Raw genomic sequence first — 12,944 nt, forward strand, 5'->3', positions numbered from 1 at the left:
CAAAACAAAGATTCTCAGGTAGTCAAAAGGACGCGGTAAACAATGAAGACAAAAACACTACTGATAGCAACAACGGCACTGAGCCTTGTAGCAGGTTGCGTGACATTGTTTCCAGCCTACGCCGCTCCGAACGGAATGGATGTTTTCTCCAACGTCACACCCGGAAACAGAAATCAAAACCCGCCTAGAAAATCCGCTGCCGATCAAATCGCCAGCATGATTCCTGCTGCCAATCCGATTGGACAGGGCTCAATGGCGATGATGTCAACGACGTCTCCGGCGCTCACCTGGTTTGAGAATTTCGACAATGTGTCATTCAGCTTAATGCCGACCGACACAGACAGAATCATCCTCAAAACCAACTTCAACCAGGAAGCAGAGCGCGTTATAGCATGGTCTAAAACTGCATCTAAAGTAGCTCACAACTACAGAGTTCTCGCCAAGAAATTAAAAACTGCACCGGTTCCTCCAAATCATGCACCTTTGAAGGAATATCAAAATCTGATGTCTGCCTGGTACGACGACAAAGCGGCTGTCTACGAAGATTTGATCCGCCCTCGCCCACCAGCCAGAACGATCGAAGAACTGCAGGACCAGCTCAAAGAAATCAATGACCGCGCAGACAGCATTGCCAGCCAACAAAAAGAATTGCACGCAATGGATATGCACCTGAGAGATGTGTATCACGTCCACCAGCCCAGACAAACCGACAAGCTCTGGCAGTACGTCTCCAATCAAACGCCAAATCACATTCAGGCGCTACCGAAGTAAAAGTCTTTCTCCGAACAAACACCCCAAACAAATCCGAGGACCGCAGGCAATGGCAATCCAACTCAATGAAAGAGACCATCTCATCTTCAAGCTGATAGATGAGCATCAGGTTCTTCTCGAAAAACATATTTCCTGGTTCATCTCAGGCGATGACAAACCTGTCTTGATCCGCGATCGACTACGCAAACTCTTTTATCTCGACTACTTGCTCTGCCACCGCCACGCGACAAAATTGCCCTGGTGGACGACTCCAACAAAGCCACTGGTCTACATGTTGGCGCCCCTGGCTCGCACTGTCTCAAATCTCAAAGAAGAAGAAGTTGATCTGTTCGACGCCGACATTCAAAGACATCTGCTTGAAGTTGCAAACTTGCGCATGATGCACTTGATTGGTGTCAAAGAAAATGAAATTTCCGATTTCACATGGACGACCTGCAAAGCCGTCGAAGGACAGAAGAAGCATGTTGATGCCATAGTGAAACTGACTGTCGGAGGCAACGTTCGCAACTTCGGCATCATCAATCACCCGGCCACAACTGCCGAACTGATAAGCAACATCGAAAGCGCCATCAAAGGCGGAGTCGAATCAGTTTTGATCGTCTCACGCGATGAAGCACATCAAGCTGCAGTTCAGACTCTTCTTTCAAACTCGAGCGTGAGCAAGAATGTTTTCTTCTCGACTCACCACGAGCTCTACAAAACCGGTATCGTGAAATCAGCCTGGCAAGGAGCGGATCAACGCGCCGCTGACTTGTTCGGTACGAATGTAGTTGCTGCTTTCGCAACACCGACATTCACAGCGGTGGCCATCTAAGATTTGTTTGTCCTCGATTGATTGGGTTTAAGGCGGCTTTTATGCCGCCTTTTTATTTGCCGGAAATCAGCTCTCGGATGCCTGAGAACTGTTTTTCAAACCGAGGCGAATAGTCTTGCTCAAATCGTGACTGATGGAAATCTGTTTTACAGTTTTAGACTCGAAGGCACTGTCTGACGGCGGCGCAAAACGGAGCGAATAAACTCCAGCCGGTATGGTCAGATTACAGACACCGTCAGGATCGGTTAAGACTGAACCTTTAGGCAGAGACTTACTGCTGCCATCGCCTGTGATAGCATTGCCGTATGGGCTGTAGGCCACTCGGCAGCGCGCCACTTTCTGGTTGGATTCGCCCACCACCTCGAACTTGACCTGACACCATCCATGCCAATCAATATCCAGGTTTTTAGGCTCCGATCCAATTTCAATCTTCTGGGCGTTCGACAGATCAGTATGCACCGCCAGCCAGTAAGAGCCGGGCGCTATGAAAAAGCTGTATCGACCTTCAGCGTCAGTCATACAGGTTGACAGTGGAACATCGTTTTCAGATTCACACAAATCTCGGTCATCGTCTGCATAAACCGAGACTTTAATACCGTTGCGAGTGTGCCCTGATTCGTCGGCAATGCGTCCATAAAGACGTGTACCCTGGACAAGCCTCACCGGAAGCTGCGTGTCAGCGCCAACGACAACCATGCGAGTCCACGGCGCTAAGCCGCTAAACTGCGCACCGTCAAGAGTGACTGACGGAGCATGCTTGGGATGGGCTGAGACGACCAATTTATAGGTACCACCCGGCACACCGACAGAAAACTGCCCGGCTTCATCGGTCTTGGTCAACAGATCGATCTTCCTATCTAATCCCTGAATACGCACAAGGCATTGCGCCAGTGGTGTCAGCTCGTACTGCACCTGCCCGCGCAGTCGAAAACCCTCGGCCAGTTGAAAGTCCTTTTTCAAGTCGGCGAAAACTTCTACATTGCTTTCGGTGGCAGCGAACAACAATCCGGCTTGATCGGGCTCAATGGAGATATCGTAAACACCTGACTCAACAAGAGCACGAAACTCGCCGTTACCATCGGTGGTGCAAGTGACGTCGATATTGAGCTGTTCGAGCAACTCGTTTTCCTGATTAGCAGGCGTCAATTTCACTTTCACGTTGGCGGCCGGCACACCAAACACATCTGTGACGCGCCCCTCGAAGTTACACATATCCGGCAAAACAAATTCGAGACTGTCGTCGCGCTGTAAATCAACTTGATAGATAGTACTTGTCAAAAAAGGCAGATTGCCGGCTTTTGCACCCTCGCTTCCCGATTGAGGGGAATGACGGAAGGCCACGTTGAACCGGCCTCGGGGCAGCGTCACCGCGTATTTGCCATCACGCCCCGCCACAGCAGAGGCGCTATAGGTCAGCGGTTCTCTCGCCGACACAAGAATTTCACCGGCTGTGACTGGAGCACCAGATCTGGTGACAGCCTTGACCTTTAAAATATTTCCCGTGACAAGACCAACGTTCAACATAGTGTTGCCGTTTACATTCAACTCGTTTGAAGTGCGCAGAAACCTCGTGTTTGGGTCGGGTTCGATTTCAATGCGATAGCCACCGGGACAAACACCGAAGTTGAATTCTCCCCTGGTGCCAGTGCGCTGCCTGCCAACCAGCCCCTCTGGACCGGTGACGCCCTGGTCATACAAAGAGACAGTCACACCTGAAATGCTCAAACCTTGATGGCGGACTGTACCGGATAAGTTGAAGGTGAAGACTGTCGAAGTCAAAATAAATCCTCGGTCCGCTTTCGTTCGTCTGAGATTTTAACGCATTCTGGACTCCCATCTTCTACAGATTTCCAACCAAGTGCGATCATGACTTCGCGAACTGTGGCAAAAGACCCGGTCACCACTACCAGTTCAGATTTGTCCAGCGCAGCCCGAAAAGCGTCTGCGATCGTCTCGTAGGTTGATGCGCGAGCCCCACGCTCGTTACAAAAGATTGCCAGCTGCTCCTTGTCAAAGGTAGCTCTGCGTGTCGCAGCCTGACTGGCGTAAACGCAGTCACCGGCACGCACAAGCGCATCCACGATTCGTCTGGCATTCTTGTTCTCGAAACAACCTATAACAAATTGAATCTTTCTCCTGGGATGAATACGTTCCAGTGCCGCTCGCAACGCCTCAGCACCGGCCACATTATGCGCACCATCGAGAACAATTTTTCTATCGGATCCAGGCACCCGCACGACTTGTAAGCGACCCGGCCAGTATGCGTGCTCAAATCCGGAGCGAATGATTTGCTGCGATCGTCCGGGGTTTCGCGCCGCTAAACCACTGATATGAAAGGCTGCCACAGCCAACAATCCGTTCTCTTGCTGATATGAACCAAGCAACGCCAGTGACTCTCGGCAAGCATTAAAGTCGCTCTGGATCTTGCTTGCAAGCTCTCCTTTCGGATTATCGTTTATGGCAAAGAGGTCGCATCCCAATTGCTTGCTTCGATTAGAAATCACACCCAGAGCCGCTCCGCTTGCACCTGATACCACTGGAACGGCTGATTTTATGATGCCGGACTTTTCAAACGCTATCTCCTCAACGGTATTACCGAGTATATGAGTATGATCCAGATCGATATTCGTTATTACACTGACAAGGACGTTGCCGACAACATTGGTGGCATCAAACCGCCCGCCCAGACCGACTTCGATTACCCCTAAATCGACCCGGTTCTCGGCGAACCAATAAAAGGCGATTACAGTGAGAAATTCGAACCAGGTTAATGGACCAATTTCCGGATTCGCACAGGCGAACTCTTGAGAAAGATCGCGAACGTAACTGCCGATACGAGCGAATTCGAGATCTGAAATTGGCTCGCCGTCTATATGGAACCGCTCATTCCAGCGCAAGAGATGAGGTCCGGTAAATCGACCCGTTTTCAAGCCAGCCGCTCTGGCAATGCTGTCAATCAAAGCAACGGTGGAACCCTTGCCGTTCGTTCCAGCCACGTGAATGACAGGGTATTGATTCTGCCAATTGCCATGCGCAGCCATAAACGCCGCAATTCTGGTTAAACTCGGCTTCTCTAAAGTTGGGGACAAACTCTCGATGTACGAGAGACACTCTGAATAATCCATCAACACATGTCTTGAAACTGCGACACCAAATAGGTTGCCTCAGATCATACCTGTTACGATTTGACTTGACCTAACAAATGGAGTTCCCCGTGCCAGTCTTCAAAGCCGCTCACAAAGTCGAAAGTAAACGCATCTACGAAGGCGATATTGTCAACTTCCGTGTCGACAAAGTTCGCCTGGAAGACGGCCAGGAGACTATCCGAGAGCTGGTCGAGCACAACGGGGGAGTTGTCATCGCCTGTCAACCCGCTGAAGACAAAGTGGTTTTGATCAGTCAATATCGATACTCGGTCGATGAAGACTTGCTCGAACTGCCGGCCGGTCGCATCGAAATTGGAGAGGATCCGTTGCACGCCGCCACACGTGAACTGACTGAAGAAACCGGCTACCGTGCAAAAATTTGGCGCGAGCTTGTCAGAATGTACTCGGCACCGGGCTTCTGCAATGAAATGCTCTACATGTTCCACGCCTCAGAAGTCGAACTCGTCAGCAAAAATCTTGACTACGACGAAGAGACAGAAGTCATCGTTCTGGACACAGAGGACGCTTGGCAACTCGTTCTCGACGGAAAAATTCGCGATGCGAAAACAGTATCTGGAATAGGCATGCTGCTCGCGGAAAAGTACAAGCGTATTTTTTAACTGCCACTCAGGCTCCAGAGACTTATCAGAGCAAAACTTGGCGCCTGCAGATGGTATACTTCCGCTCAGCAAAGTGCAGAATCTTCCTGTGTTTTGCTTAATAAATTCCGGTGACAAAACGGCATTCAAAGAGGTTCAGGCTTTCTATGGCTACGAAGGAAAAAGTCAATAAAGGTGTCGGACTGCCCAGCGCAGCCATGGTAGTAATGGGATTTGCCGGCGCAATCGTCAGTGGACTGAGCTTCATAATCATCAGATACTGGCCTTTACCTGTCAGTATCGTTCCAGTGTACGGCTTCAAAATAGGAGCACTCTGGGGTCTCGTAGTCGGAGCAGCTTTCGGTCTCGTGCTCGGCTTCCTCACTGATGATTCCCACTTCCAGGATTCAGACGCAGCTTAATTGCACAAGCAGAGTTCTGTCGTCATGCCGTCTGAACGGGCACCCTGCACCAAAACTTCTCAAGGCGCCACGGGCGCCTTTTTTGTTCTCAGCAAACGCAACCGCGAAAAAACCTGCTAACCTTCTATGCACTTAACGCCGGTCAGCTCGACTGCACAGGCTATCCCAGGATCACATACAGGTGCGGATGATGGACGACTATATCGCGAGCTTGCCGAAGGCCGAATTGCACCTTCATATAGAAGGTACGTTCGAACCCGAGTTGATATTCAAAATGGCAGAGCGAAACAAAATCACTCTTCCTTACGATTCAGTCGAGACCTTGAAAAAGGCTTATCAGTTCACTGATTTGCAGTCGTTCCTGGATCTGTACTACGCCTGCATGAACGTGCTTCAAACCGAAGAAGATTTCGCCGAACTGGCCAACGCTTACTTCGCACGAGCAAGCAAGCAAAATGTCGTACACGCAGAAATATTTTTCGATCCACAAGCACACACCGGACGCGGTGTGCCTTTCAGAACCGTGATAGATGGTCTCTGGTCAGCCGTAAAAGACAGCAAGAAAAACTTTGGTATCACAACCAAAATGATCATGTGTTTCCTTCGCGACCTCAGTGCTGAATCAGCGATGGAAACTCTCGATCAGGCCATTCCATATGGCGAGCGGATCGTAGCTGTCGGGCTCGACTCTGCAGAAGTGGGCAATCCGCCGTCCAAATTCACTGATGTATTTGCCAAAGCCCGCGCCGCCGGATTCGAAGCCACAGCACACGCCGGTGAAGAAGGTCCTGCCGAATACGTTTGGGAAGCTCTGAATCTTTTGAAGGTGAAACGCATCGACCACGGCGTCAGGAGCATGGAAGACCCGAAACTAGTTCAACACCTGGTCGAGACAGCGACACCACTGACGGTGTGCCCGCTGTCAAACATCAAGCTCCGCGTTTTTGACAAAATGAAAGACCATAACATCAAAAAAATGCTTGGCGCGGGACTGAAAGCGACCATCAATTCTGACGATCCAGCCTACTTCGGCGGTTATATAGGCGAGAATTTCCAATCGATTACAGACGCTCTCGACCTGTCGCACGATCAGTTGAAAACGCTGGCTGTTAATTCGATTAACGCGTCGTTCCTGAGCGCAGCGGAAAGACAGGAATACCTGAATCTGTTTTCGAGAAATTAGCCTGACTACGTCAGAACTTTTGCTACTTCAGAATTTTTGAATAACTCTCTTCGTTGAAACCTACCAGCAAGACCTTGCCGACTTGCAACGTGGGTGCTCGCAGGTTTCCGGATGGACCAATGATCAATTTCTTCAATTCATCATCATCAACATTTTCCTTTTTCAAATTCAGATGCACCAGCTTAGTGCCCTTACTGGCATAAATCTCGTCAAATTTGCGCGCCATAGCCACAGCTTCATCCGGTCCAATACGTGTCTTCTTAGCATCTACGACCGTTGCAGCTTTTACTTTTTTGCGAGTCAAGAAGTCCTGAGCTCTTGCACAAGTCACACAACCGTTGCGGTGATAAATCCAATCAAGCGTCATAACAAAGTGCTCCCTTCAAGTGTCTCCGAACAGATTCGTCAATCGTACCGAATTGCCAAAATTGATTCCAGAAAACAAGCTAATCAGTTCCGCACTCGAAATCGCCGGATTTATGCACTGCCGAAGCCGTATTCTGATTCAGGCTCTCAGCATCATGCGGCAGAAATTTCGAGGAGAGCAAATACGCAGCAACTCCAAAAGCGACTGCCACATTCAACGATTCTTTGAATCCTTTCATCGGCAGATGACAGACTACATCACACAAATCAAGCGCTTCTACCGATAGTCCCGTCACCTCATTACCGACAATCAAGCACAGCGGCGTCTGCAATTCGTCAGCGCTCAGAGTCTGTTCGAGGTCGATACTTTGCTGGTTTCGTTCAAGCCCAACGATAAGCACACCGGACTTTTTCAATTGCGGAATCACATCGACAGCGCTGAGATGATAACTCCAGACGAGATGGTCTTCGGCGCCCAAACTTGTTTTAGCTATCTCCTTACGCGGCGGGCAGCCGGTAATGCCGCTCAAAAATAACTGACCAAACCCGGCGCCGTCAGCAGATCGAAAAATAGAACCGACGTTCCACAAGCTGCGCACATCCTCAACCAGAGCAGAGAGCGCGAAGGGATAACGAGAGACAGACGGGTCAGAGCCGTGAACAGCCTCCAGACCCGGCTGCAAGACGGAATGCTGCCCAACCTGCCGCTCCAGCTTGAGCAAAATAGAGAGAGGTTTGAAACTGGCTCTGCGATTGCAAGTCGGGCAGACGCCTGCGATAGGACGCGAGGCCTTCGGGTCCTGACTCGATAGCGGCAGTGAAAAAACAGCCAGACAGTCAGAAAAAGGACATCTCGTCTCGATCGTCAAAGCCTGCGGGGACACCGGACAAACCTCAGATTAGGCTGAATTACACTAGCAAACGCACGGATTGTACAAAAAAGGTTACACTATTGGGCTCATGCATACACCTCTGCCCCTGCGGTCATCGCATGGTTTTAGAGGTCCGGAGATCTCTGGTTTGTGACTCTCAGGCCCGCAGGGCTTAGATGGAGGTACTGATGAAACTGGTTGACAAGCCTGCCAAATCCCAAAAGCGGGACAATTCAGCATCAACGGCTGGTGAAAACACAGGAGCGAAGAGCACTCCGGCTCGCGCTGAGCTGATCAAGAAGCCTGCACCTCGCGCCAATATCGAGAATTACGAGCAGGACTATCAGTCATTCAACTGGGACGATGCCAAAAAAGAGATTTCTTACTTTACCGGCGGAAAAATGAATGCGGCATACAACGCAGTCGACCGCCACATGCATGACGGCAGAAGGAATAAAGTCGCCCTCTACTCCGTTAATGCCGCCAACAAAATCGAAAAGCTGACATTCCAAGATATCTACGAACAGTCGAACAAAATGGGCAATGCCCTGAAAAAACTGGGCGTCAAAAAAGGCGATCGTGTCTTCGTTTTCCTCTCCCGTGTTCCTGAGCTGTACACCTCAACAATCGCTATCGCCAAAGTAGGCGCGATCGCAGGACCACTTTTCTCGGCCTTTGGTCCAGACGCTCTGCGCGACAGGCTTGTAGACAGCGAAGCAAAAATAATCATCACCAGCCCGGCACTCAAACCGAAGCTGGACGCCATCAGAAATCAACTGCCTGATCTGGAATATGTGATCGTTGTCGGCGGCGATAAATCTCAGCTCGGAGAGCGTGAATACACTTACGAAGAACTGGTCGAAAACGAGTCGACCAAACTGCAATGCGAACAGATGGACCCTGAAGATCCGCTCTATCTGCTCTACACATCAGGGACGACAGGCAGACCCAAAGGTGTTGTTCACGTTCACAACGACATCATCGGTCATCACATGACCTCCAAGTGGGTGCTTGACCTTCGCGATGATGACATCTACTGGTGTACAGCCGATCCCGGCTGGGTTACAGGCACCGTATATGGTATCTTCGGACCATGGTCACTGGGAGCCTCCGTCGTCAGCTACGAAGGCAGATTCGATGCCGCCAGCTGGTATGCATTGATCGACCGCCTGAAAGTGACCGTCTGGTACACCGCCCCAACTGCCTTGCGCATGCTGATGAAGGGTGGCGACGAGATCGTCTATCAACACAGCCTCGAAAGCCTGCGCCACATTCTCAGCGTCGGTGAACCTCTGAATGCAGAAGTTCTACGCTGGGGTCACAAAGTCTACGGACTGCCCATCCACGATACCTGGTGGCAGACTGAGACAGGCATGCAATTAATCGTTAATCTGCCCTGCAACCCCATCAAACCGGGCTCAATGGGCAAACCGCTGCCAGGCGTCTATGCCGCTATCGTCGACGACGACGGCGAAGAAGTGCCGCCCGGCAAAGAAGGAAAACTGGTCGTTCGCCCGGGCTGGCCTGCCATGCTGCGCGAAGTCTGGCGCAACGAAGAGAAGTACAAAGAATATTTCAAGATCCCGGGCTGGTACTTCAGCGGAGACAATGCGCTCAAAGACACAGACGGCTTCTTCTGGTTCATCGGACGCGCCGATGATGTCATCAACACAGCCGGTCACAGAGTTGGCCCGTTTGAAGTGGAATCAGCCCTGATCGAACACCCCTCGGTGATTGAAGCAGGCGTGATCGGTAAGCCGGATGCCGAACGCGGCGAAATCATCAAAGCTTTCGTTGTGTTGGCAAATGGCGTCCAGCAAACCAACGAACTGCTGGAAGAGATAAAAGAATTCACCAAGCGTCAACTGGCTGCACATGCCTATCCTAGAGAAATAGAGGTAAAAGAAAGTTTGCCCAAGACCCGCTCAGGCAAAATCATGAGACGGCTCCTCAAAGCGTGGGAATTGGGACTGCCTACTGGTGACACTTCGTCGCTGGAAGACGACTGATCGATCGTTAAATTTAGCGATTCAGCCTATTTTCTTTTTAGAGCAAGAGCAGGCTCGATCAACTATCCTATAAACACCAGAACAACTGCATATCCAGTCGTCATGCGCCCTTGCAGCCAGGGGAACATGCGGTTCGATATCCAATTAGACCGCTGTCGTATATACAAACGACCGCCGGTCAATTTGAACTAATTTCGCGAAAATTACGTTTATAGGAATATGATGAACCCAGAGATAACTTCAGAAGCAGGCGCAGAGAGGCTACCACCACAGTCTCTTGACGCTGAACAAGCCGTTCTTGGCGCCCTCCTGGTGAGCGCGGAAGGAATGACGCGCATCGTCGACTTGCTAGAGGCTGAGTCTTTCTATCGAAAATCCCATCAAGTCATCTACTCGGCCATGTTGGACCTGTACGAGAAGAGTGAACCGATAGACATCATCACCCTCTCCCAGTATTTAAAGGACGAAGGCAAGCTCGATAGCGTGGGCGGTCGGCAATACATCACAGATCTGTCTCTTGCCGTAGCTACAACAGCCAACCTTGAATACTACGCAAAAACGGTTCAGCAGAAAGCGCTTCTCCGTCATCTAATCAAAGCCGGAACTGAAATCGTCGGTTATTGCTATGAAGAGACGGATGCAGAAGTTGCATTAGACAAAGCCGAACACCTCGTTTTCAGCCTGGCACAGAAGCGGGATATGAACCAGCTCGTGCACATCAAGCATATCGTCGAAGATTCATTCGCCGCTATCGAAAAACGATATGAAAATCGCGAGCAGCTATCAGGCGTTCCAACAGGTTTTTACGATCTTGATGCAATGACTTCAGGATTTCAAAAGTCGGATCTTGTCATTCTCGCTGCTCGCCCTTCTATGGGTAAAACAGCGTTCGTGCTTAACCTGGCTCACAGCGCCGCAGTGGAAGCCGGCGTGCCTGTCGCTATATTCAGTCTTGAAATGTCAAAAGAGCAACTTGTACAAAGAATGCTCTGTGCCGAAGCTCAGATTGACGCCAATCGTTTGCGCACAGGACACATGCACACAAATGACTGGACCCACCTCGCCACCGCCATGGGCAAACTCGGTGAATCGCCTGTCTTCATCGATGACTCGGCCATGCTCAACTCACTGGAAATCCGCGCTAAATGCCGGCGTCTGAAAAGCGAAATGAAGGGACTCGGTCTCATCATCATCGACTACATCCAGCTCATGCAAGGTCGAAAAGCAACCGATAACCGCGTTCAGGAAGTTTCAGAAATTTCCCGAAGCTTGAAGCAACTGGCGCGTGAACTCTCAGTACCCGTGATTGCGCTCTCTCAGCTTTCCCGCGCTGTAGAAGCTCGCCAAAACAAAAGACCGATGCTGTCAGACTTGAGAGAATCAGGCAGTATCGAGCAAGACGCAGATATTGTTATGTTCATCTATCGCGACGAATACTACAACCCGGAAAGCGACAAACGTGGCGAAGCCGAAATCATCATCGCCAAACAAAGAAACGGACCGGTTGGAACAGTTGAACTCCTCTACCAATCAAGCATCACGCGCTTTCTAAACAAAGTACATAATCAGTACGAAGCTCAAGTCTGAAGACTGGAACGTCCTTAGTGATTGGCAACGTCCGCCCCTTCCTGCTGCCTGATTTGGTAGAATCGTGCCCATGTCAGCAGAAAACACCGTCCTACAAAAATCCAAACGCAGAACTTTGAAGCCGCTCAAACGAGCCCAGAGGCGACAGAGCGGTAACATGCTCACCATGACGCTATTGTGCGTCGGCTTGCTGCTTGCCGTGTGCATGATTGGATTTGCCTTTTACCTGCTTCTGTCAGAGCAAAAGCGCGGACAGACAGAAGCAGACAAGCTGGCGCTTGAAATTTCCAAGTCTATGAACGAAAACGATCGCATCGGACAGATCAATAATCTGGTCGTGCGCAATCGTGAGCTCGTCTACGCATCGAGATTGACTGCTAACACGACCGTCAACTCGAATCTTTCATTTTGCGCACCACTGGCGCAACAGTTACTCGACGAAGCGTCTTCAGGTTCTGTAGAAATCGACAAAGAACGCAAAACACAGATCACCCTGCAGCAAAAACGAATCAAAGATATTGTCGAACGCTACAACATGCACACCCAGAACGTGGCAACGTTTTCGCTGCCATGGTGGAAGACGTACGGGCTGCAAGTGTTTCAGGTTAACGGCGGCTCTCTGCGAGATGTGCAGTCAAACGTTGAGCACACAGAAATCTACGACGACTTGAACATCGAAGATAGGCGAGCAAAATATGTTCAACCCGGCAGTAACTTGTACATGGGCAACATCAACGCCAAGCTGCCAACCCCAGACAACAACCTGGATTTCAAAATCACGTCTCTTCCAGCCCCTGTAGAGAAGTTGATCGCTCCAGCCAGACTGGCTAATCCTGAGATTTTTCACTTTGGCAATCTCTTTTTCGACAACGGCAAAGCAGTAGTGCAATCTTTCGATCAGATACCAACTGCGGTGCAGGTGGTCGGGCGCATGGACGTACAGATGCGCGAAGGAAACCAGCGAGTTCAAATTGGTTCCACCGCTCTGACAAACGGTGCACAGCCAATTCCCGATGCCTTCCCTGACATCGGAAACCAGAACCAATTTCAACTACCTGTGAAATGGAGCAATGCCAACTAGCCCTGGCTGTTCGAATATCCAGACGGTCAAAGTCATCCTGCCCTGAAACAAATCACCGACCTGATAAACAGATATCAGTGCGTCTTTATTAGCG

General features: G+C 50.3%; 12 protein-coding genes. 8 read left to right on the plus strand and 4 right to left on the minus strand.

What is annotated here, in order from left to right; all coding sequences use genetic code 11:
- Nucleotides 1-42: 42 nt before the first annotated feature.
- Both EKK48_06590 and EKK48_06595 read left to right on the plus strand, forming a co-directional pair.
- Nucleotides 43-771 carry a hypothetical protein gene (locus EKK48_06590; protein RTL44915.1) on the plus strand — a complete coding sequence of 243 codons (729 nt, stop codon included), beginning with the start codon at nt 43-45 and terminating at the stop codon, nt 769-771.
- A 49-nt stretch (nt 772-820) separates the two neighbouring features.
- Nucleotides 821-1,585, plus strand: coding sequence for a hypothetical protein (locus EKK48_06595; GenBank protein ID RTL44916.1), 765 nt, complete (start codon nt 821-823; stop codon nt 1,583-1,585).
- Between the two features lie 66 nt (nt 1,586-1,651).
- On the opposite strand, the gene EKK48_06600 is transcribed toward EKK48_06595, so the two are convergent.
- Together EKK48_06600 and EKK48_06605 are read right to left on the minus strand one after the other, a co-directional pair.
- The gene (locus EKK48_06600; protein ID RTL44917.1) at nt 1,652-3,364 is read right to left on the minus strand and encodes a carboxypeptidase regulatory-like domain-containing protein; all 1,713 of its coding nucleotides are present in this window, start codon (nt 3,362-3,364) and stop codon (nt 1,652-1,654) included.
- Nucleotides 3,361-4,710, minus strand: coding sequence for a bifunctional folylpolyglutamate synthase/dihydrofolate synthase (locus EKK48_06605; protein ID RTL44918.1), 1,350 nt, complete (start codon nt 4,708-4,710; stop codon nt 3,361-3,363). The genes EKK48_06600 and EKK48_06605 overlap by 4 nt, the downstream gene beginning before the upstream one ends.
- 77 nt (nt 4,711-4,787) lie before the next feature.
- Between EKK48_06605 and EKK48_06610 the strand changes: the two genes are divergently transcribed.
- The 3 genes from EKK48_06610 (at nt 4,788) to EKK48_06620 (ending at nt 6,935) form a co-directional block, all read left to right on the plus strand.
- A complete protein-coding gene (locus EKK48_06610) occupies nt 4,788-5,351 on the plus strand; it encodes an NUDIX hydrolase (GenBank protein ID RTL44919.1) in 564 nt (187 codons plus the stop codon).
- A gap of 146 nt (nt 5,352-5,497) precedes the next feature.
- Nucleotides 5,498-5,752 (plus strand): hypothetical protein, encoded by a 255-nt coding sequence (locus tag EKK48_06615; GenBank protein ID RTL44920.1) that lies wholly within the window; start codon nt 5,498-5,500, stop codon nt 5,750-5,752.
- A 190-nt stretch (nt 5,753-5,942) separates the two neighbouring features.
- Complete coding sequence (locus EKK48_06620; GenBank protein ID RTL45007.1) at nt 5,943-6,935, plus strand: adenosine deaminase; 993 nt, start codon at nt 5,943-5,945, stop codon at nt 6,933-6,935.
- Nucleotides 6,936-6,957: 22 nt separating this feature from the next.
- Here EKK48_06620 and EKK48_06625 read toward each other — a convergent pair whose 3' ends face one another.
- Both EKK48_06625 and EKK48_06630 read right to left on the minus strand, forming a co-directional pair.
- Complete coding sequence (locus EKK48_06625; protein ID RTL44921.1) at nt 6,958-7,302, minus strand: hypothetical protein; 345 nt, start codon at nt 7,300-7,302, stop codon at nt 6,958-6,960.
- A 79-nt stretch (nt 7,303-7,381) separates the two neighbouring features.
- Nucleotides 7,382-8,185 (minus strand): TrmH family RNA methyltransferase, encoded by an 804-nt coding sequence (locus tag EKK48_06630; GenBank protein ID RTL44922.1) that lies wholly within the window; start codon nt 8,183-8,185, stop codon nt 7,382-7,384.
- Between the two features lie 176 nt (nt 8,186-8,361).
- Here EKK48_06630 and acsA point away from each other — a divergent pair, with 176 nt between their 5' ends.
- The 3 genes from acsA to EKK48_06645 all read left to right on the plus strand — a co-directional run bounded on the left by acsA (nt 8,362) and on the right by EKK48_06645 (nt 12,850).
- The gene (acsA, locus tag EKK48_06635; GenBank protein ID RTL44923.1) at nt 8,362-10,182 is read left to right on the plus strand and encodes an acetate--CoA ligase; all 1,821 of its coding nucleotides are present in this window, start codon (nt 8,362-8,364) and stop codon (nt 10,180-10,182) included.
- A gap of 222 nt (nt 10,183-10,404) precedes the next feature.
- Nucleotides 10,405-11,769, plus strand: coding sequence for a replicative DNA helicase (dnaB, locus tag EKK48_06640; GenBank protein ID RTL44924.1), 1,365 nt, complete (start codon nt 10,405-10,407; stop codon nt 11,767-11,769).
- Nucleotides 11,770-11,839: 70 nt separating this feature from the next.
- Entirely contained in the window at nt 11,840-12,850 is a 1,011-nt protein-coding gene (locus EKK48_06645; protein RTL44925.1) for a hypothetical protein, read from the plus strand.
- Nucleotides 12,851-12,944 lie beyond the last annotated feature (94 nt).

The organism is Candidatus Melainabacteria bacterium (assembly GCA_003963305.1).
In the GTDB taxonomy this organism is placed as follows: domain Bacteria; phylum Cyanobacteriota; class Vampirovibrionia; order Obscuribacterales; family Obscuribacteraceae; genus PALSA-1081.

Excerpts from the sequence above, each read along its gene's own strand:
- EKK48_06615 (RTL44920.1), top strand. The coding sequence starts at position 5,498 with ATGGCTACGAAGGAAAAAGTCAATAAAGGTGTCGGACTGCCCAGCGCA.
- EKK48_06620 (RTL45007.1), top strand. The coding sequence starts at position 5,943 with ATGGACGACTATATCGCGAGCTTGCCGAAGGCCGAATTGCACCTTCAT.
- EKK48_06625 (RTL44921.1), bottom strand. The coding sequence starts at position 7,302 with ATGACGCTTGATTGGATTTATCACCGCAACGGTTGTGTGACTTGTGCA.
- EKK48_06590 (RTL44915.1), top strand. The coding sequence starts at position 43 with ATGAAGACAAAAACACTACTGATAGCAACAACGGCACTGAGCCTTGTA.
- EKK48_06605 (RTL44918.1), bottom strand. The coding sequence starts at position 4,710 with ATGGATTATTCAGAGTGTCTCTCGTACATCGAGAGTTTGTCCCCAACT.
- acsA (RTL44923.1), top strand. The coding sequence starts at position 8,362 with ATGAAACTGGTTGACAAGCCTGCCAAATCCCAAAAGCGGGACAATTCA.
- EKK48_06610 (RTL44919.1), top strand. The coding sequence starts at position 4,788 with ATGGAGTTCCCCGTGCCAGTCTTCAAAGCCGCTCACAAAGTCGAAAGT.
- dnaB (RTL44924.1), top strand. The coding sequence starts at position 10,405 with ATGAACCCAGAGATAACTTCAGAAGCAGGCGCAGAGAGGCTACCACCA.
- EKK48_06595 (RTL44916.1), top strand. The coding sequence starts at position 821 with ATGGCAATCCAACTCAATGAAAGAGACCATCTCATCTTCAAGCTGATA.
- EKK48_06645 (RTL44925.1), top strand. The coding sequence starts at position 11,840 with ATGTCAGCAGAAAACACCGTCCTACAAAAATCCAAACGCAGAACTTTG.